Here is a 17,845-nt window from a genome sequence, read left to right as displayed (position 1 = left end):
ATTAATAGTTTACAAATAATTTTTTCTTTTCAATATTCTTAGGCTTAGGTTTTGGATAGTTCACATCAATATGAGGCGGCTCTATCATTTTCTTTCTACCAATTCTTGTAGGACCTCCTTCATCCAAATTATAAGAATATCCAGATTTATTATTAGAATAAGTTTTATTAAGTCCTGTTTCACGATCAACAACAACTACTTTCAGTTTTCCTGCACCTACATGCTTATCCATCGATGTCCTGACCTAGTCAAGTGTCATATTCTTGAATGGATTACCTAACCCTTTCACCTTTTCTACACCCGAACTCGCTTTTCCTAACGTTCCGGTAACTTTTCCTACTCCTGCTCCTGTTGTTACGGCATCAAATGCGATATCTCCCCACTGATTCCCAATAACCTCTGCGAATATAAAATACCCTGATACAAATTACCCATTTTCTAAGCAAATTATATCAGGGCAAATTAAACAAACTATTAAATATAGGGTAAATTTAACGTTACTAAAATAGGCTCAATTTGATTATTCGATAACTCCACCCTTTTTAAGATGGATATAACAGCTTCGATATCTTTTTTTCTCAACTGCTTTATAAAATTCATCTATTAAGCCACTAACATAAAGACATTCATTGACAGTCATACCTTCATATTTATTCATATTATTATGGTTTTAATACGATAAAATCCGCAATATTTACATGATCTAGATTAATAATAGAGTTAATGTAAATTAGATTTGCTATATATCGCGTATGCGTGTACTTTTGTAGCATAAATTATAACGACCATAAAGACAATATTAAATTTTATATTTATTTTTAGCCTCAAGCTGTGATATATTCTTAAGTGATGGTGGTCCTCCTCCTTCCCAATCTGAATGTGGATATGACAACTCCCAATATCGTCCGTCATTAGGGTCTTGATATAGCCGTTGCCACCCATCATCAGTCATTGCTATTTCTGATAAATAATTAACGATTAAATCTTTAATACGCATAGATACATTATCATCTTTTACATTCCCATTTTCTAATAACCAGGAACCTGCAAATTCAGTTTCATTTGAATATATCATTATTTTACAATTTTAATTATGGCATCTTTAGGTATTTGTTGATTTGGTATAGTAAATTCTCTAGCTCCCCCTAAAGTTCTTCCTTTTCCTACAAATCCAGGATTTGTTCTATTTATTGGAGAAGCAAGACCATTCATCGGAGTTCTAAATTCAATCACCTTAAATCCAGAACTACTTTGAGGTATTGTCAATTTATTAGCTATCTGCATTGCATTTAATCCCTTTATGTCTTTAGCTGCGGTAACAAATACATCAGATTGATTAGGAGCTCCAAGCATAGAAGTTTTTATTCCATCAGGGATGACACGAGCAACCTTTTGAGGTATACTATTGGTTACAAGGGTCTGCCCTTTGTAAAGTCCAGTACCTCTTCCTACTCCTGCACCTACCGCTGTTGTTACGGCATCAAACGCGATATCTCCCCACTGATTCCCAATAACTTCTGCTGAAGTCATGGTACCATTGGCCTTATCATATGCGATGGCTTGTGCCACATCCAGTTGATTAAACGTACTGCCTAACGGACTCATTGGACTTCTTAGCACTTGCTCACCAACACCAAACCCTGCTTCGGTAGGAGTTACGCTCTTTATAGAATTCACTACATTCGTAACGGTTTCCACCGGATGAGTAACGGCATTCCAAAAACTAACAAACGGTTGAGAGAAGCCTTTGCCAAAAGATGCCCAGAAACCCGGAGGAATTTCCGTAACCATCCCTGTTGGATCAATAAACCTCACCGGATTTCCCAGGCAATACGCATACGGAGACCACAAATAATATTTCTCCGCCATCGGATCTACAACATGCCATCTCCCTAACGCCACATCATAATGTCTCGCCCCATAATCATACCAGTCAAGACCACCTTGTCTATCCAGTTCCTTACCGTTGTACTTGTAAGGCTGGACAGATGAAGTCGAAGCAAATGTACCACCAAAAGGATAATAATGATTCACCTCCTCCACACTGCCATTCTGTCCCACAACCACACGATTATTACCCTGGTGATCTTTCAAGTAATAATGATACTTGCCATCAACAAGGGAGATATATCCCAACTCCGTCAACAAAGTAGTGAGCACACCATTTTCATAGATCGCATCGTCAAAGTAATCAGTAGTTGTGGTCTTTCCGGCTATTACGTGCGTTGTTCGGAACTTTGTTCCTTTGGCATCATAAAGATAGGAAATAACACCTCCATCCTCAAACTCTATACGGCTGAGTAAATTTAAACAATTATACTGAATTTCAGAAATCTTTTTGTTTAAATCTTGTATTAAATTTCCGTTTGAGTCATAATAGTATTCGACCGGCAGATCTGCTCCATCTTTAAATTCAAAACTATCAGCATGGGCAGAACCTGTTACACTATCAGATACAGCCTTCAATTGATTTCCATTATAACTCATGACAAGGTTATCTATTAAGCCATATTCATCCTCTGATCTCTTTCCGCATCTTTTAATACCAAGGATATTCCCATTTTTATCATACCCGGTTATCTCTTCATTAAAACGATCCTGATTGACATTCAAGCCTTCACCTTCACCATATACAGCACGAAGCAGGCGGCTTCTGCCATCATACATAAATTTATAACCTCTTTTCATACCATCAACCTCCCATGTCATACTACTAATATTTCCATTATAACAGGGAATCCCCAATCCGTCCACATAATGCAATTGCTCTACAAACCCTGCATTACTATCAATACCGGTCAGCCAGCTACGTATATTATAGGCATTTTCTGTAATTACCGAATCTTTTCCATGAATACGTTCCAGTCTTTTTAGCCTTCCTAACTTGTCATAACCATACAACAGATCAACAGTATCCTTACTTACGACACAATGTCTTTCGTGAATCAGCCTTCCTGCACGATCATAACTATACAATTTATTTAAAACTCCTCCTTCGTATTCCGAGCGGACACTCACAGGCTGCTTGAGAATATTAAAAAGCGATTTATTTACTTTCTTATTTCCACCCGATGTCGTCTTACGTTCCTGAATCAGATTATGATAATAATCATAATAATAACTGGCATATTGGTATTCTTCCGTTCCCAATATTCGAACGATACTTCCTGTTAGCTGTTCTTTGCAATGAGGTGAACTCTGGCTATTCTCATAGCGTTCCCCGTAATTATTATCAAATACATACCATAGTGAAGACAAAGAATCCGGCAATAAGTTCTGATATTCATAAGTATCATAAAAATAAACCTGTTGTATGTCCAAATAATGATTCTGCAATCCATAAATAGTATATCCATAGTAAGGCGAATCTGTATTTGAAGTAAATTCAGCATAAATATCCTCTGAAGCACAATTCTGAAAATCAGGCGTACCGAGGTAAACACCGGTCAACACAGACCGCCCTGACAAATCTTCCAAATGAAAAGCCCATTCATTATTTGCCCGTTCTTTTCCATTTTGAGTAAAAATCAACCGGTCGCAACGATCATACACTAATTCCACCCACTCGCAACCAGGCTGTTTTTTCCCAATACAACGGTTACGGGTATCGTATTTATACAAGAAAGCATAATCGGATAAAACAGAAGCACTATCCGTAAGAGAACCTGAATAAAAATTGGCAGAACACATCGGAGGAAGAACAACCCGTAAATTTCCGAATATATCATATATATAGTATGTGTCATCCATTCCTTCATTACCATTTATACTGCGAGTCAGCACGATCCTTCCTTCTTTATCCGTAAATTCATACCTTACATGATTGTCTTCATCAACCTCTTTTACGACATATAGTTCCCCGGAAGCATAGGTTCCTGCACAACTAACAAAAAGTCGTGTTCTATCAGTCGGCACGGTATAACGCAAGCACACCAATGAATCGCACAAGTCCAGCAAGGTAGTATCTTTAGACACATTTGTTAAATATCTGCTATTAATCCCTTTTCCCCGATTATGCCATTCCATACCCGGACCATATCGGCTCTCCACTTTCCCTATAGCCGAATTTTCATATAACGTTTTTGTATAAGGCATAACATCGTTTCCATTAGACAAGACGGAACTATTCTTCAACTCTTCCGCTTCGACAAATGCACCACAATTGCCGGATTCCGATACCCCAGGCAGCCATTCTCTAAATAAACGTCCCATTTTATCATACTCTGTAATTGACAACAGATCCGTATCATCAACACTATGCTTCACTTTGACATTTTCAATGGAACGTCCCAAACCGTCAAAATATTCAACATCATCCCTGAATTCCATCCCATCCGGAGTAGTATAAGTACGCGTATGTATGTAATTCTTTGACGAAAGGTTCAATTTCTCACGCACCTTTATAGACACAATATTCGAAGTATATACATCGACCCCGTCATTAGCCATCATTCTGAAATAAGTGGTTTGATACAACGGACCCGGCTGATATACTGTTCTCAAATCCGGTACATCAAAGACATCTACCCAATGTATCTGGTCATGACTGTATTGCCACCATCTGAACAAATCATCCCTCATCCCATCATTATCCACCCAAACACCATAAGAAGTTTCACCCGGATTAATAGGTTCCTCCTGTGTAGGTAAAAGCAACAAGAAAACATCATCGGTAAAATTCCAGCTCTGTTCAACTTTTACGGTAACTTTATACTTCTGGTAGTTACTCATGTCTACAGAAAAATTGCTATTACGTGAAAATCCACGATACAGAAGTTCAATCTGCCCGCTACGGTGATCTCCAAAATTTCTCATAACTTCTATTTTTACAGTAGCAGGATGATCAGTATTTTCCCATCCGGTATACAGGAAACTACACCAATCAGATGTATTTTCTCCAAGCCATAACTCTGTACAGATAAAATCACCGGGCAGCGAAGGACAATGCTTGGTAAGATCAATATAAGCCTCCCCGCCTCTATTGGTAAAAGACAAAGGTTCTGTGAGCCTTTTCACTCTAATATCCGAAGAATATGCAACCAAGGTACCACTTACAACCTTTCTTCTGATATATACTCCTTCCGCTCTGTATGTATTGAAAAGTTGGGATGAAACCAAGCATCCCCCCTCATAGTCAGATTGAGCAAGCCGGGTAATCTCACTCCATTCATTTGAATCAGTATACCGGTATTCCCACGATATAGAATAAGTCCCGTTCCCCCCTGAAGGAGAAACTACGTCTTTAAGTAGAATATCATTCCCAAAATATTGATGATAGCCGATTTTTCCCGCAAATAAAGGAGTGACAGTATTATTTTGTGCTGTTAGACAAGTGCCTGTACCCAACAATATGAATAATATTATGATCCGAAGTTGTTTTATCATAGCTTATAATTGTATTTAAATTCCTGAATTAATTGTTTTCTTCCGTTTCTTTCCAAATAAGATTCTTTAAGGTACCCAAACTGATCATAGCCATATTTAGTAGTAAAGCCATCAGAAGTAGTAATTGAAGTAACCCCGACGTACGGTTTATACAGAAACGTTTTAATAAAGACCGGATGGTTATCTCTAAAAGCCATCCGTAGTTTATTTAGCTCACGCTCTAATTGATATTCTCCATATCCTTGCAGATAGGATAAATCATTATTTTCATGACCTAAAACGCTTTTTACAGAGTCGTATGTCGCCCCTTGTATTTCCGCTATAGGATATTTATAATTATATCCCCATATATAGCAGGTATGATTATTATTTTTATCAACATATTCTAATATATTTCCTTTTTTATCATACGAAACATAAGTCATTTCTCTTTTCAGCCCAAGGAGTCCATCGTGAGATATATCAACATAAGCAGGTAATAGCAGATTTTGATACAGTCCATATTTTATCTGTTCACGATAAACTTCCTCACCATTATATTCGGTTATAGTTTCAACCGGATAATCGAGCATATTCCTTTCTACCATAAGATTACTTATGGCATCTGTATAGTTATAGGGGTACTTTATATTCTTTATCCTACAATCACCACCACCATTTTGAGAGGTACGAATAACTTTTATCAACTGGTTCTTATCATCATAGACATAACCTTCTTCTGACACAACTGTTCCCCCGGCAAAATATTCACTGACGACTTTCTTACTCAACAAATCCCTTCCGGACATGACCGAGTAAGTCATATATTTGAAAAGAGATGGCCTGGAAAGCTCGATCGTATGAGCAAAATCATACGTATCCTGATAAACAGGAATAACAACTTGCTCCATCTTAATTCCTCCGTCCATAACCAAACCAGCGCTTCTACAATAGGTATAATCTTCCTTTTTAACTAAACGTCCGTCCGAATTAAAGTACCGGCATGATGCAATGTTAGTCTTTATTCCATATTGATATCTGTGTATATAAGATTTCCATCCCCTGTTATTCAGTAAATCAGGGCTTCCTACATATTTCTCATTAGTATTTTCAGGCATCACATCTATGTAAAGAGGTTGAAGCAGGTTAAAAAGATACGAAATCTTATTTTCACCCTTTTCCTGTTTATTATATACATGTACTTGCGGATATTCTACAAAAAAATTACTACTAATGTTAGCATCTCCAAAAGCCACCGGAGAATAAATACGTGAGCAAAATGAGACATAATCATAAAGCCCTGGAGATGTACTATATTGTATTCTGTTCTGTTTCACATCTGCAAAGGTTTCACAACTCAAATGAAAACTAGGAACACCAATCCCATCCTCATTTTCTCCATATTTATACCTTTGCTCATGTAAATTGCCATTATCATCATAAGTTTTAACATTACTCAATCTGATACCGGCCCCCTTCACACGAGCGGAATTCAATAAATACTCATTGGGTTCATATATGAATTCTTGTGACCCACCGGTAGGAAAATATATCTTCTTCAGAGAAAAAAGATGTGCTTTTGTGTTATCCGAATCATTTTTGAAATTCACATTTGGAATAATCCGGGATAATTTCTTGATGACATCATCGTACAAGCTTGCTCCAGGAACGGGTTTAAAAAACACAAAACTATCATCTACAAATTCACGGCTTATTACAGGCAGATCCACTTTATCCAACGATGTGGAAGAATACAAATAATATCCCCATAAATCAGATGTATAATGCGTATTATCATATTCACCCAATCCTAAGTCAGAAGGTGTATAATATGACAAATAATATTTTTGGCCATCCATTTCCAGCCTGTCTAAAAAGAAATGCGGTCGTTTGTTCATCCCGGAATATGAGAGGTTGATTTGTTTTATAATATCACCAGACTGTTTATCGACAACGGTTATACTATCTACTGCGTTGGAGTAAATGCCATCTGCCGACGCACGAAAGAAATTCACTTTTATTCCATTCGCCTCAATCCCTGACAATAAGAAAGTTGTATAGTTGGGTAAAGTTATATTAAAGTTCAGCGCAATGCTTAATTCATATTCTTGTTGTACTTGGACATCTCCTTCATCTTGTACGTACATACGGTAAGCATAAGAATCATTTACAGACAACGTCTTATATTCCGGCTCTGTAATAGAACGGTCCGTATATCCGACATAGTCAAAACGAACCGTATCATTTTTCGTCGTTACAATACTTTTCAGAGCCCATCCTGTAGTTCCCGACGAAATATCCGTTCGATAGGCATCCTCATGAACATGTTCGCTGGCATTACCACCATAATTATAAGTAATACCATGCCCATCAACAATTTGAAACCCGGTCAGCAATCCTCCTGTTAAGATAGGAGTAATTTGGCAATTTATCTTTTCCAGGATTTCAACCTTATCCAATGTAGACGGATCCGGAAAAACAAAATGACCACTCTCGCTTAATGTACTAAATGTAAAAATATCACATCCCTGGTCCCGCGATGCGACAGAGAAATAGGAGACATTACCCATTATTCCGGACGAAAAAGCAGACAGATATTTGTCTACATCAATATGATTATTCAATTTATTTAAATCATCAAATAATGTAGGAACTCTTTTCATTGCTTCGTCCGGATAGCCAATAATCGTCCTAGATATTCTGGCGGCAGGGGATAATGTCCAGCCCACTCCGACATCACCAGACGATTGTTTATATTTGACTCCACAAGTATTATATGAGATATTAATGGGAATATTGAGGCCTTTCACTTCAATATCATATAAATTGATATCAATAGTCTTTTCTCCACGAGCTGAAATATCATTATTGAAATATTTCTCATAAAAATTTTCTATTAACTGACTTTGGGGAGAAGACGGTATCACATCCGGCGACTTAAACTGCTGCGCCATAGCAATTGAGTAACTGAAAGTCACTACAATGAGTAAAAAAATCTTCTGTATATATATTGTTTTCTGCATTTTAATAAATATTTTTATATTTCTAATTATCTATCGTTCAATTAATTATCTAACCATCAAAATTGTGGGACGGCGCGCACGTCCCACAATTCAACTAATTACAGATTCATCGCGTTAGCGCCCAAAACGCCAGCCAAAGCTGAAGCCACTGCGATAACCACCTTCAGGATCATATCCCATACTGATTTCTTCATTGCCATCATTTACCTCCTTTCTGTTCTTTAATGTGTTGTGTTACTCTGTGTTCTTCCGTGTTTTCTGTTTTGACAGCAAACTCCTCAAGTTCCTTGAATTCCTTTGCCACCTCAAAACACGGGCACGATTTAATCCACTCTTCCGGTTCTATCTCACCGTTTCTGTTCAAGTCCGGTGAAAGACCCCGGTGTCCGCATACCCGGCAGCCGGGGAATTTCTCCTGTAGTTACCCGACGAGTTGCCGGAGCGTGGCCCGCTGTGCCGGAGTCCGGATATCTGCCGGGCGTCCCCGGCAGTCCAGACTACCCTCATAGCAGATACCTATTGAATGAGCATTGAAACCTTTTGCGTGCGCTCCGACACGTTCGATGGGGCGGGTGAGGTGCACTGTTCCATCCTTGCAGATGTAGTAGTGATAGCCTGTTCCGTTAAATCCCCGACGTCGGTGCAGCCGGTCCAAATCTTCCGGAGAGGGCGTACAATCCCCCCGCGTGGCGCTGCAGTGCACCACGATTAAATTAATAATTCGCATGTTAGTGGATAATTAGTTTACTAGTCCAGTTAAAAAGTTCCGTTTAGTCAGCCATTCGTGTTTGTGTTGCGTCATACAGACAGGCTATGCTGCCGGATCCGGTGCTTCTCCACTGCCGCCGGAACCACCACCGTCATCGGGTTCACCGCTATTTCCGCCACCCGAAGCCGAAGTATCGGCAAGGTCGAAACGGACACACTTGACACCTGTCACCAAAGAGCGGGTAGCGGTGGTACGGTCAGGATTCTTGGTATAGTTGGGCAAGAAGCGGACGGTAAGGGAAGCCTGGGCAGCCGATACTTTTTCCGGCAGTTCCACACCTTTGCCGTTGGACTTCATCACCATACGGAAAGTCCCGAAGCCGTCGAGCGTTACACTTTCCGATGCTTGCAGATGCTGGGCAGCCACTGTCACCAGATTATCGAGTGTATTCTTCACATCACCGGTGGAAAGAGACGAGTAAGCGGCTATCTCTTTGGCGAGTTGGGTGGTTGACACATTGGCCGTGTATATCACACGGGGATGAAATAATTTCTTTTTGTTCTTGTCTTCCAGAACGGACTGGAAGGGTTTGTACAATACTGGCATAATTGTAATAGTTTTTACGTGTTAATAAATTAGTTTAGTGTTGTCCTTAAGCTTAATGACACTGTAAAGATACGGGTATTATTCAGACTGACCCAATCATTTTTTCAAAGTGCGTTCATAAATTAATTAATTACGCTCAAAAGATAATGCCCCGGCAATTTGATTTTTCCATTACTCCCGCGAATGTTGCTGAATCCCTTCCACACAGAGTTTCCGATAGCTCCGAAGTTGCTTTTCAGGATAATGGCATATTGCTCGGAAGGCGGAATCTTGTAAGAGTGAAGGTTCTCCAGCAGTCCCTCGAAGTTACGCGGCGTGCCGTCGGACGGTGGTTGCAGGTTGTCGATGTCGTCCTGTGTCATCGCCTTCCTTCTTTTCAAGATTTTTCCTCCTCCGTTCTCTCCTTGAGGAGAGTCAGAGAGGTGGTTTAATTTGTTTTGGTTTGTTTTAATTTGTTTTTCTTTGTTTTGTGTACCCAATGTCGACATTTCGGCTTCCGATGTTGCAGAATCGGTGTTTGATGTTACAGAATCAGCAGTTGATGTTACAGCATCGACTGTTTCGTTATCAGCATCATCCGCACAGCTTTTGCTACTTTGAGAAGAATGGTACGATGCAAGTTCCTCCGCTTCCAACAGGCAGTAGTCCGGCTTTATCAACGAACTGCTACGCCGCTTGGTGATAAAGAGATACTGCCGTTGGATATCGGCGGAAGTCAGGATGCCGTATTGGCGGAAAAGCCCGGCATCAAACAGACCACATTCCACGGACAGGGCGATGATACGTTTCACATCATCCATATCCGTATTGTAAAGGCTGTCCGTCAGTTCATCGTAAAACTCATCACTGGCAGAGATATAATATCCTTTTCCGGCATAGATGTACGACAGCGTTTCTACCAATGTGGCAAAAGCAGCATCACCTTCCCGCTTCATGACACGACGCACCACGCGGTCGTGCATGAAACTGGTGCTCATGGGGAAATAATCCAACCCCTGTTTTATTCTTCCCATAGTGCGTGTAGTTTTTCCTTTTCCTGCTTCCGGCGAATACTGTCCGCCACCACCTGACGGGCATGGCGGATAAGGAGCATCCGCAAAGCGTAGTCCTTTACCTCGGTTATTACCGGATAAGAAAGAGGTTTGTTTTCAAATGATATATTTTTATCCTGATTGCGATGTCTGCGCGTGTTTGCCTTACGGCATTCCTTGCAGTAATTATCTGAAGCCCGGGTACGCTGATTCATATAAAAGGCTTCCTGTGGGAGCTTACGCTTGCAACATCCGCAGATGTGTAGAGATTGATTCATAATGGTTTCCATACTGCTTTCCGTTTTTACAATTTTCATATTTAAACATTCGTGTGTATATTAGAGATATATCGCTTGCACGCAGGACATATAGTTGCTGTATATTGGAGATATATCGGCTGCACATTGGGTATATAGACGCTACACGCAAGATATATAGATGGTGTAAGCGGGCTCAATATTACTTCCGCCCGTCCGGCACGGCTTCCTTAAAAAGGGGGTGAATGAGGTATTTTGCAACCTTTCGTAAACTTTTTGCGGTTTCTCATGGTTTTTCTATTTAAAATTTATAATTTTGAAACATCTTTGTGATTTCATTGTTACAAAGATAAAACAGTTTTCGCAAAGAAAACAAACGATTTTGAGAATTAACTTTAAAAAAGTAGATAACAAATTATCAATGAGCAATTAACGAGTTTATGAATTTTTACATCAAAAATAAACGATAATAGAATGGATACATTTTTGGATGTTACAGGAATAGTGAAGCGTGCCAAACAGGTGCTAAACTTCAAGAACGACAGCGAATTAGCTGAATATTTAGGCGTCTCACGCGCCACAGTATCCAATTGGGGTGCACGAAATAGTATTGACTTCCGCCTGTTACTCGATAAATTCGGGGACAAGGTGGACTACAATTGGCTATTATTGGGAAAGGGAAATCCGAAACACCAGCCAAGATATTGCGAAAGCGAACTGGTGCAGGGAGAAGTCGAGATTATACACAATCCGAAAACACCCGAACCAATAGACGACCGTAGCGTGACATTATACGATATTACGGCAGCTGCGAACCTGAAAACATTGTTCACCAACAAAAAGCAGTATGCACTGGGAAAGATATTAATTCCGAATATTTCCGTCTGCGACGGAGCAGTCTACGTCAACGGAGACAGCATGTATCCTATATTGAAATCGGGAGACATTATCGGATATAAAGAAATCAGCAGCTTCGATAATGTCATTTACGGGGAAATATATCTGGTGTCGTTTATGATTGACGGAGACGAGTATCTGGCAGTGAAATACGTGAACCGTTCCGATAAGGAGGGATATCTCAAACTAGTGAGCTACAATACACACCACGAACCGATGGACATTCCATTTGCGTCCATCAATGCAATGGCGATTGTGAAGTTCTCCATTAGGAGGCACATGATGATGTGAATCTCATCGTAAAAGAGAGCCAAGAACACGGAAAAAACACAGAGGACACAAAAGACACAGAGATTAAAAAAAATAATACCTCTGCGTTTTTTACGTCCTCTGCAATGAGAAATATAGTAAGCCGTAAGAAGCACATTAAATGAAATAATCTGCTAATTCGTGCAATATTTGTTTGATCTTAAAATTCTCTTGCAAACTAATTTGAAACGACCTCTTCCCCTTTCAGCGTAGCCGAACTGGCTTCCGTGACACGCACGTTGACAAAATCACCTACACGGTGCGTACCTCTGTCGAACACCACCACACGGTTCTGCTCCGTACGGCCGAACAGCTGGTCGCGCGAACGCTTGGAAACTCCTTCTACAAGCACTTCATACGTTTTACCGATGCAACGCTGGTTGGATTCGGCAGACAGACGGTTCTGCAAAGCGATAATCTCGTTCAGGCGACGGACTTTCACCTCTTCGGGCACATTATCTTCAAGATGCTTCGATGCATACGTTCCCGGACGTTCGGAGTATTTAAACATGAAAGCGGCATCATATCCACATTCTTCCATCAGCGAAAGTGACAAGGCATGATCCTCTTCCGTTTCAGAATGAAAACCGGAGAAAATATCGGTAGTCAGTCCGCAATCGGGGATGATACGTTTGATAGCTGCCACCCGGTCCAGATACCACTCACGGGTATACTTACGGTTCATCAGTTTCAGAATACGCGAACTGCCGCTCTGCACAGGCAGATGGATATGTTTACACACATTCGGAACTTGCGCAATCACTTCCAGCGTTTCATCGCTCATATCTTTCGGATGGGAAGTCGTGAAACGAATACGCACTCCCGGAGCAGCCTCGGCCACTGTTCGGAGCAACATCGGGAAAGTAACCACTTCGCCTGTCGGTCTTTCAAAACGGTAAGAGTTGACGTTCTGCCCCAACAGGGTGACTTCCTTATAGCCTTTCGCCACGAGGTCTGCCACTTCATTCAGGATGCTTTCTACGTCACGGCTGCGCTCGCGTCCACGAGTATAGGGCACGATACAATAGGTGCAGAAGTTATTGCAGCCACGCATGATGGATACAAAACCCGAAATATGATTGCCGCAGATACGCGACGGAATCACATCCCGATAAGTCTCGGTAGTAGAAAGTTCCACATTGATTGCTTTTTCACCGGTTTCTACGGCCGCAATCAGGTCGGGCAACGTCAGGTAAGCATCCGGCCCCACAACGAGGTCTACATGATGATTCGTTATCAGATCATCCTTTACCCGTTCGGCCATACAGCCCAGTACACCTACAATCAGATGCTTTTTCTTTTTCTTCAGCGAGTGGAAAAACTCCAGGCGATTCAGAATCTTCTGCTCCGCATTGTCGCGGATGGAACAGGTATTCATAAACACGGCATCGGCTTCCTCCAGCGTTTCGGCTACGGAATAACCCGCCATTTGCATCACCGAGGCAATCACCTCACTGTCGGCTACGTTCATCTGGCAGCCATAGGTTTCGATAAACAACTTTTTGTTGTCATCCTTCATTTCAGTTGCGGATTTAAAGTCCGCTCCCGTTAATTCGTTCATACTCAAATCTTAGTTTAAAAATTCGGATGCAAAGATACGGCTTCGCTTTCAATAAGTAGTGAATTGATATCAAAATAACGCAAAAACTTATGATTTGGCAAGCAAATTTGTAATTTATGTTAAGATAATAAACATTTTTAGGCGATATGCTTGGCAAATTTAAATTTATTTTTCACATTTGTGCAATGAAAGAAACATTAGATTTTTTCATAGTTAAGGTTTAGGTTAAAAAAATTAAGGGGAGCTGTGAAGCTGCCCTTTTTTCATAATAAAATGTTAGCCTGAACCAGATAAAATACGTAACTTTGGCAGATAACTAATTAGCAGTGAAACACAATGGAAGATTTTTTGAAATTTCTCTTGATAGCAGGTGTCATTCTTGTGGGAATATTCAAAGAGGTGAATAAGAATAGTAAATCGAAAAAAGCTAAGAATAAACGCCCCGTTTCCCCGATGCCATCCCCCGTTGAAGTAGCTCCGGATGCAGTTCCTATGCCCGAGGCATGGGGTGGCCCCAAGTCGCTGGAAGAATTATTCCAGCCTAAACCCCTGAAACAGACGCCACCGCAACAGTCTCCCAAACAGACGGCGAAACCAGCGGCGCAGCAGAAAAGAAAAAAAGAAGAAATATCCGTTTCCGCATCCCTGGCAAACAGTGCCGCGCAAGATAAACGAAATTCCCAACAAGGTTCTCATTATAACTCTCACACCGAATCAACTGATAACGAACATGATTTCACGATTCACTCCGCAGAAGAAGCCCGCCGCGCTATTATCTGGGGAGAGATACTTCAACGGAAGTATTGAGAGAGCCCGTAAACTCATTGAGTTTCGAATCATTATGTGACGAGTCATTGCCAAGCATTGGTACAAGGCCGTACAAACAGAGAATTAATTATCAATAAAAATATCAACTGTATTTAACACGAAATTTACTATTTATGTCACTCAATCGTATTTCGGCAGCGGAAGCTGCAAGCCTAATCAAACATGGCTACAACATCGGCCTAAGCGGATTTACTCCCGCCGGAACGGCCAAGGCTGTAACAGCCGAACTCGCAAAAATTGCTGAAGCAGAACATGCGAAAGGAAACCCGTTTCAAGTAGGAATTTTCACAGGCGCATCGACAGGGGAATCCTGTGACGGCGTACTGTCACGCGCCAAAGCCATCCGCTACCGCGCTCCTTATACTACCAACGCCGACTTCCGCAAAGCTGTGAACAACGGAGAGATTGCCTACAACGACATACACCTCTCACAAATGGCACAGGAAGTGCGCTACGGGTTCATGGGCAAAGTGAACGTAGCCATCATCGAAGCCTGCGAAGTAACTCCAGACGGAAAAATTTATCTGACTGCCGCCGGCGGCATCGCCCCGACCATCTGCCGTCTTGCCGACCAGATCATCGTGGAGTTGAACAGCGCACACAGCAAATCCGGTATGGGTATGCACGACGTATACGAACCGCTCGACCCGCCTTACCGCCGCGAAATACCGATCTATAAACCGAGTGACCGTATCGGACTGCCTTACGTTCAGATAGACCCGAAAAAGATTATAGGCGTAGTGGAAACCAACTGGCCGGACGAAGCGCGTTCTTTCGCTGCCGCTGATCCGTTGACCGACAAAATCGGCCAGAATGTTGCCGACTTCCTTGCAGCCGACATGAAACGCGGTATTATCCCGTCCAGTTTCTTGCCTTTGCAATCGGGTGTAGGAAATATCGCCAACGCCGTACTCGGTGCATTGGGACGTGATAAAACGATTCCTGCATTCGAAATGTACACAGAGGTAATCCAGAATTCCGTGATCGGATTGATTCGCGAAGGACGTATCAAATTCGGTAGCGCCTGTTCACTGACTGTTACAAATGATTGTCTGGAAGGCATCTACAACGATATGGATTTCTTCCGCGACAAACTGGTTCTCCGTCCGTCGGAAATCTCAAACAGCCCGGAAATAGTACGCCGCCTCGGTATCATTTCTATCAATACAGCCATCGAAGTTGACCTGTACGGCAACGTAAACTCTACCCATATCGGCGGAACAAAAATGATGAACGGTATCGGTGGTTCGGGAGACTTTACCCGCAACGCTTACATCTCTATCTTCACTTGTCCGTCTGTGGCCAAAGAAGGGAAGATTAGCGCGATCGTACCGATGGTATCCCACCACGACCACACGGAGCACGATGTCAACATCGTTATCACCGAGCAAGGTGTTGCCGATCTTCGTGGCAAGAGCCCGAAAGAACGCGCACAAGCCATCATCGAAAACTGTGCACATCCTGACTACAAAGAGCTTCTTTGGGATTACCTCAAACTGGCCGGTAACCGGGCACAGACTCCACACGCTATTCAGGCTGCACTTGGTATGCACGCAGAGTTGGCTAAGAGTGGCGATATGAAGAATACTAATTGGGCTGAATACTCAAAGTAAATATAATATATAGTATAGAATTTACAGTATTCGATTCAAAACAAGTATAATTGTATTCTCTGGTAAACAAAATCCTACGATTTTTGCTTATTAGAGAATACAATTGTCTTTTTATAGAAGAATCAATAAAGAGCCCTCCATGGAAAATAGTACCTGCCCCTTGACAACATAGAAATCGGATTCAACAACGGAATTCCACTTTGGTTGTACGGGCTAATGTATTCATATCAGCCTATTTCCCAATAATCACCTCACACATTTTATCCTGAAATGCTCTCGCTTTAGCCGCCGAAAGTACATTCTGGTTCATAATGGCAAATGCCACTTCATGTCCGTTCTTCATCTTCAGATAGCCTGCAAGCGCATTTATTGCCGTAAACGAGCCTGTTTTGGCATGAACATTCCGAAAAGCAGGAGTACCTTTCATCCGGAACTTCAAAGTTCCGTCCACCCCGCCAACAGGAAGTGATTTATACAACATCTGAAACACTTCTGTTTGCGAGTACGCATATTTTAGAAAATCCACCAGCAGGGCAGGAGAGAGGTAATTATAATTGGACAGTCCGCAACCGTCGGCAATCTTATAATCTTTCGGGTCATGCCCCAGGCGGCGGATCAGCTTCATTATTTCGACAATACCATCTTCGGCAGCTACTTGCTTCTTTCCCGTAGCCTGCGCTCCCAGGCGACAGAGAAATGCTTCCGCATTGAGGTTATCACTCTCTTTCATCAGTTGGTTCAGCACTTTCTGCACAGAAGTGTTCCAGCAAGCCATACGCTCTACTCTCACACTGTCGCGAGGTAATTCGGCAAAGCCATACGACTGGGGAGTCGTGATTCCTTTCCCACGAAGGCGTTCCAGGAAAGTGTGCATAAAGAAACGGGGAGAATCATAGATGTTGACATCATCTTTTCGAATCGAAGTGACATTGCCCGAAATAAGGAGATTGTTTCCATTCGTCAGCCAGTCTCTTGTGAAAGAGAATTTCCCGGCAGAAGAGGTACGTGTTTTCGTCTGATTCGTCACTGTATAATAGGAAGACAGAGGCTGGCAGGAAACACTTGCCGTATCGCCCTGCACCGTGGATGGAACTACGGAAACCTGTACAGTCCCCTTGCAGAACATCAGCGGAGAGAGATAAGGCTGATAACCCGCAGGTGTATCGTCCCACGCCCATCCGCTGCCCCAATAAAGGGAGTCTTTCATTGAAACGTCACCATAGACCTGCCCGTTAATAACCGAAAAAGGGAAAGTGATTACCTCTTCTATCAATGAATCCATCGACTGGCTGTCAAATTCCGGATCGAATCCGCCTACCACATACAGGTTGCCTTGCAAGGTATCATGCTCTATCACGCCATCGTGCCATACTTCGGTGCGGAAAGGCTCGTTGGCTCCGGGGCGGGAAAGTGCGGTAATAGCCGTCAACAGCTTCATGGTAGAGGCAGGACGTGAAAGTTTCTCCGCACGATAGTTATAAAGTGATTTCTTAGCCGTCAGATCGTAGACGGATATGCCGACTTCGGATGCTTCGGGGAGCATCTTCTTGATAAGCGAATCTATCCGGGAGAAATTCTGTTGTCCCCAAAGTGGCAACAAACAAACTGAAAGGGCGACTAACAAAAGACTTTTTTTCATATAACACT

At 41.8% G+C, this 17,845-nt stretch carries 14 protein-coding genes and 1 pseudogene; 3 read left to right on the top strand and 12 right to left on the bottom strand.

Annotated features, from left to right (window positions below):
* Window position 1: 1 nt before the first annotated feature.
* From INE92_RS19690 to INE92_RS19645, 10 genes and pseudogenes are all read right to left on the bottom strand, one after another.
* Window positions 2–232: a hypothetical protein gene (locus tag INE92_RS19690; RefSeq protein ID WP_008641561.1), complete on the bottom strand. Its 231-nt coding sequence runs from the start codon at window positions 230–232 to the stop codon at window positions 2–4.
* 288 nt (window positions 233–520) lie between these two features.
* The gene (locus tag INE92_RS19685) at window positions 521–658 is read right to left on the bottom strand and encodes a hypothetical protein (protein WP_008641560.1); all 138 of its coding nucleotides are present in this window, start codon (window positions 656–658) and stop codon (window positions 521–523) included.
* A gap of 141 nt (window positions 659–799) precedes the next feature.
* Window positions 800–1,075: an Imm27 family immunity protein gene (locus INE92_RS19680; RefSeq protein ID WP_008641559.1), complete on the bottom strand. Its 276-nt coding sequence runs from the start codon at window positions 1,073–1,075 to the stop codon at window positions 800–802.
* Window positions 1,075–5,385 carry a polymorphic toxin type 10 domain-containing protein gene (locus INE92_RS19675; RefSeq protein ID WP_211421234.1) on the bottom strand — a complete coding sequence of 1,437 codons (4,311 nt, stop codon included), beginning with the start codon at window positions 5,383–5,385 and terminating at the stop codon, window positions 1,075–1,077. Before INE92_RS19675 ends, INE92_RS19680 begins: the two co-directional genes overlap by 1 nt.
* A complete protein-coding gene (locus INE92_RS19670) occupies window positions 5,382–8,387 on the bottom strand; it encodes a hypothetical protein (protein WP_008641557.1) in 3,006 nt (1,001 codons plus the stop codon). The genes INE92_RS19675 and INE92_RS19670 overlap by 4 nt, the downstream gene beginning before the upstream one ends.
* Window positions 8,388–8,485: 98 nt before the next feature.
* Window positions 8,486–8,581 (bottom strand): smalltalk protein, encoded by a 96-nt coding sequence (locus INE92_RS19665; protein ID WP_005681936.1) that lies wholly within the window; start codon window positions 8,579–8,581, stop codon window positions 8,486–8,488.
* Window positions 8,582–8,586: 5 nt separating this feature from the next.
* Window positions 8,587–9,114, bottom strand: a pseudogene (locus INE92_RS27190) (N-acetylmuramoyl-L-alanine amidase).
* Window positions 9,115–9,198: 84 nt separating this feature from the next.
* On the bottom strand, window positions 9,199–9,702 hold the full coding sequence (locus tag INE92_RS19655; protein WP_008641545.1) for an HU family DNA-binding protein: 504 nt from the start codon (window positions 9,700–9,702) through the stop codon (window positions 9,199–9,201).
* 122 nt (window positions 9,703–9,824) lie between these two features.
* On the bottom strand, window positions 9,825–10,715 hold the full coding sequence (locus tag INE92_RS19650; protein WP_008641544.1) for a DUF4373 domain-containing protein: 891 nt from the start codon (window positions 10,713–10,715) through the stop codon (window positions 9,825–9,827).
* Entirely contained in the window at window positions 10,703–11,023 is a 321-nt protein-coding gene (locus tag INE92_RS19645; RefSeq protein ID WP_008641543.1) for a hypothetical protein, read from the bottom strand. Before INE92_RS19645 ends, INE92_RS19650 begins: the two co-directional genes overlap by 13 nt.
* 441 nt (window positions 11,024–11,464) lie before the next feature.
* Here INE92_RS19645 and INE92_RS19640 point away from each other — a divergent pair, with 441 nt between their 5' ends.
* Complete coding sequence (locus tag INE92_RS19640; protein WP_008641536.1) at window positions 11,465–12,178, top strand: LexA family transcriptional regulator; 714 nt, start codon at window positions 11,465–11,467, stop codon at window positions 12,176–12,178.
* A gap of 196 nt (window positions 12,179–12,374) precedes the next feature.
* Here INE92_RS19640 and miaB read toward each other — a convergent pair whose 3' ends face one another.
* On the bottom strand, window positions 12,375–13,757 hold the full coding sequence (miaB, locus tag INE92_RS19635; RefSeq protein ID WP_008641530.1) for a tRNA (N6-isopentenyl adenosine(37)-C2)-methylthiotransferase MiaB: 1,383 nt from the start codon (window positions 13,755–13,757) through the stop codon (window positions 12,375–12,377).
* A 336-nt stretch (window positions 13,758–14,093) separates the two neighbouring features.
* Between miaB and INE92_RS19630 the strand changes: the two genes are divergently transcribed.
* On the top strand, window positions 14,094–14,564 hold the full coding sequence (locus INE92_RS19630) for a hypothetical protein (RefSeq protein ID WP_004302860.1): 471 nt from the start codon (window positions 14,094–14,096) through the stop codon (window positions 14,562–14,564).
* Window positions 14,565–14,698: 134 nt separating this feature from the next.
* A complete protein-coding gene (locus tag INE92_RS19625) occupies window positions 14,699–16,198 on the top strand; it encodes an acetyl-CoA hydrolase/transferase family protein (RefSeq protein ID WP_008641525.1) in 1,500 nt (499 codons plus the stop codon).
* Window positions 16,199–16,430: 232 nt separating this feature from the next.
* On the opposite strand, the gene dacB is transcribed toward INE92_RS19625, so the two are convergent.
* On the bottom strand, window positions 16,431–17,837 hold the full coding sequence (dacB, locus tag INE92_RS19620; RefSeq protein WP_015531946.1) for a D-alanyl-D-alanine carboxypeptidase/D-alanyl-D-alanine endopeptidase: 1,407 nt from the start codon (window positions 17,835–17,837) through the stop codon (window positions 16,431–16,433).
* Between the last annotated feature and the right edge of the window lie 8 nt (window positions 17,838–17,845).

Source organism: Bacteroides xylanisolvens (assembly GCF_018289135.1).
GTDB lineage: Bacteria > Bacteroidota > Bacteroidia > Bacteroidales > Bacteroidaceae > Bacteroides > Bacteroides xylanisolvens.
Note: the sequence above shows the minus strand (reverse complement) of the source record. Positions and strands in the feature narration are given on the sequence as shown.

What these genes read in the sequence shown, in the direction of transcription:
- INE92_RS19685 (WP_008641560.1), bottom strand. Translation starts at nt 658, where the DNA reads ATGAATAAATATGAAGGTATGACTGTCAATGAATGTCTTTATGTTAGT.
- INE92_RS19650 (WP_008641544.1), bottom strand. Translation starts at nt 10,715, where the DNA reads ATGGGAAGAATAAAACAGGGGTTGGATTATTTCCCCATGAGCACCAGT.
- INE92_RS19690 (WP_008641561.1), bottom strand. Translation starts at nt 232, where the DNA reads ATGGATAAGCATGTAGGTGCAGGAAAACTGAAAGTAGTTGTTGTTGAT.
- INE92_RS19675 (WP_211421234.1), bottom strand. Translation starts at nt 5,385, where the DNA reads ATGATAAAACAACTTCGGATCATAATATTATTCATATTGTTGGGTACA.
- INE92_RS19655 (WP_008641545.1), bottom strand. Translation starts at nt 9,702, where the DNA reads ATGCCAGTATTGTACAAACCCTTCCAGTCCGTTCTGGAAGACAAGAAC.
- INE92_RS19665 (WP_005681936.1), bottom strand. Translation starts at nt 8,581, where the DNA reads ATGAAGAAATCAGTATGGGATATGATCCTGAAGGTGGTTATCGCAGTG.
- INE92_RS19625 (WP_008641525.1), top strand. Translation starts at nt 14,699, where the DNA reads ATGTCACTCAATCGTATTTCGGCAGCGGAAGCTGCAAGCCTAATCAAA.
- INE92_RS19670 (WP_008641557.1), bottom strand. Translation starts at nt 8,387, where the DNA reads ATGCAGAAAACAATATATATACAGAAGATTTTTTTACTCATTGTAGTG.
- miaB (WP_008641530.1), bottom strand. Translation starts at nt 13,757, where the DNA reads ATGAACGAATTAACGGGAGCGGACTTTAAATCCGCAACTGAAATGAAG.
- INE92_RS19645 (WP_008641543.1), bottom strand. Translation starts at nt 11,023, where the DNA reads ATGGAAACCATTATGAATCAATCTCTACACATCTGCGGATGTTGCAAG.
- INE92_RS19680 (WP_008641559.1), bottom strand. Translation starts at nt 1,075, where the DNA reads ATGATATATTCAAATGAAACTGAATTTGCAGGTTCCTGGTTATTAGAA.
- INE92_RS19630 (WP_004302860.1), top strand. Translation starts at nt 14,094, where the DNA reads ATGGAAGATTTTTTGAAATTTCTCTTGATAGCAGGTGTCATTCTTGTG.
- dacB (WP_015531946.1), bottom strand. Translation starts at nt 17,837, where the DNA reads ATGAAAAAAAGTCTTTTGTTAGTCGCCCTTTCAGTTTGTTTGTTGCCA.
- INE92_RS19640 (WP_008641536.1), top strand. Translation starts at nt 11,465, where the DNA reads ATGGATACATTTTTGGATGTTACAGGAATAGTGAAGCGTGCCAAACAG.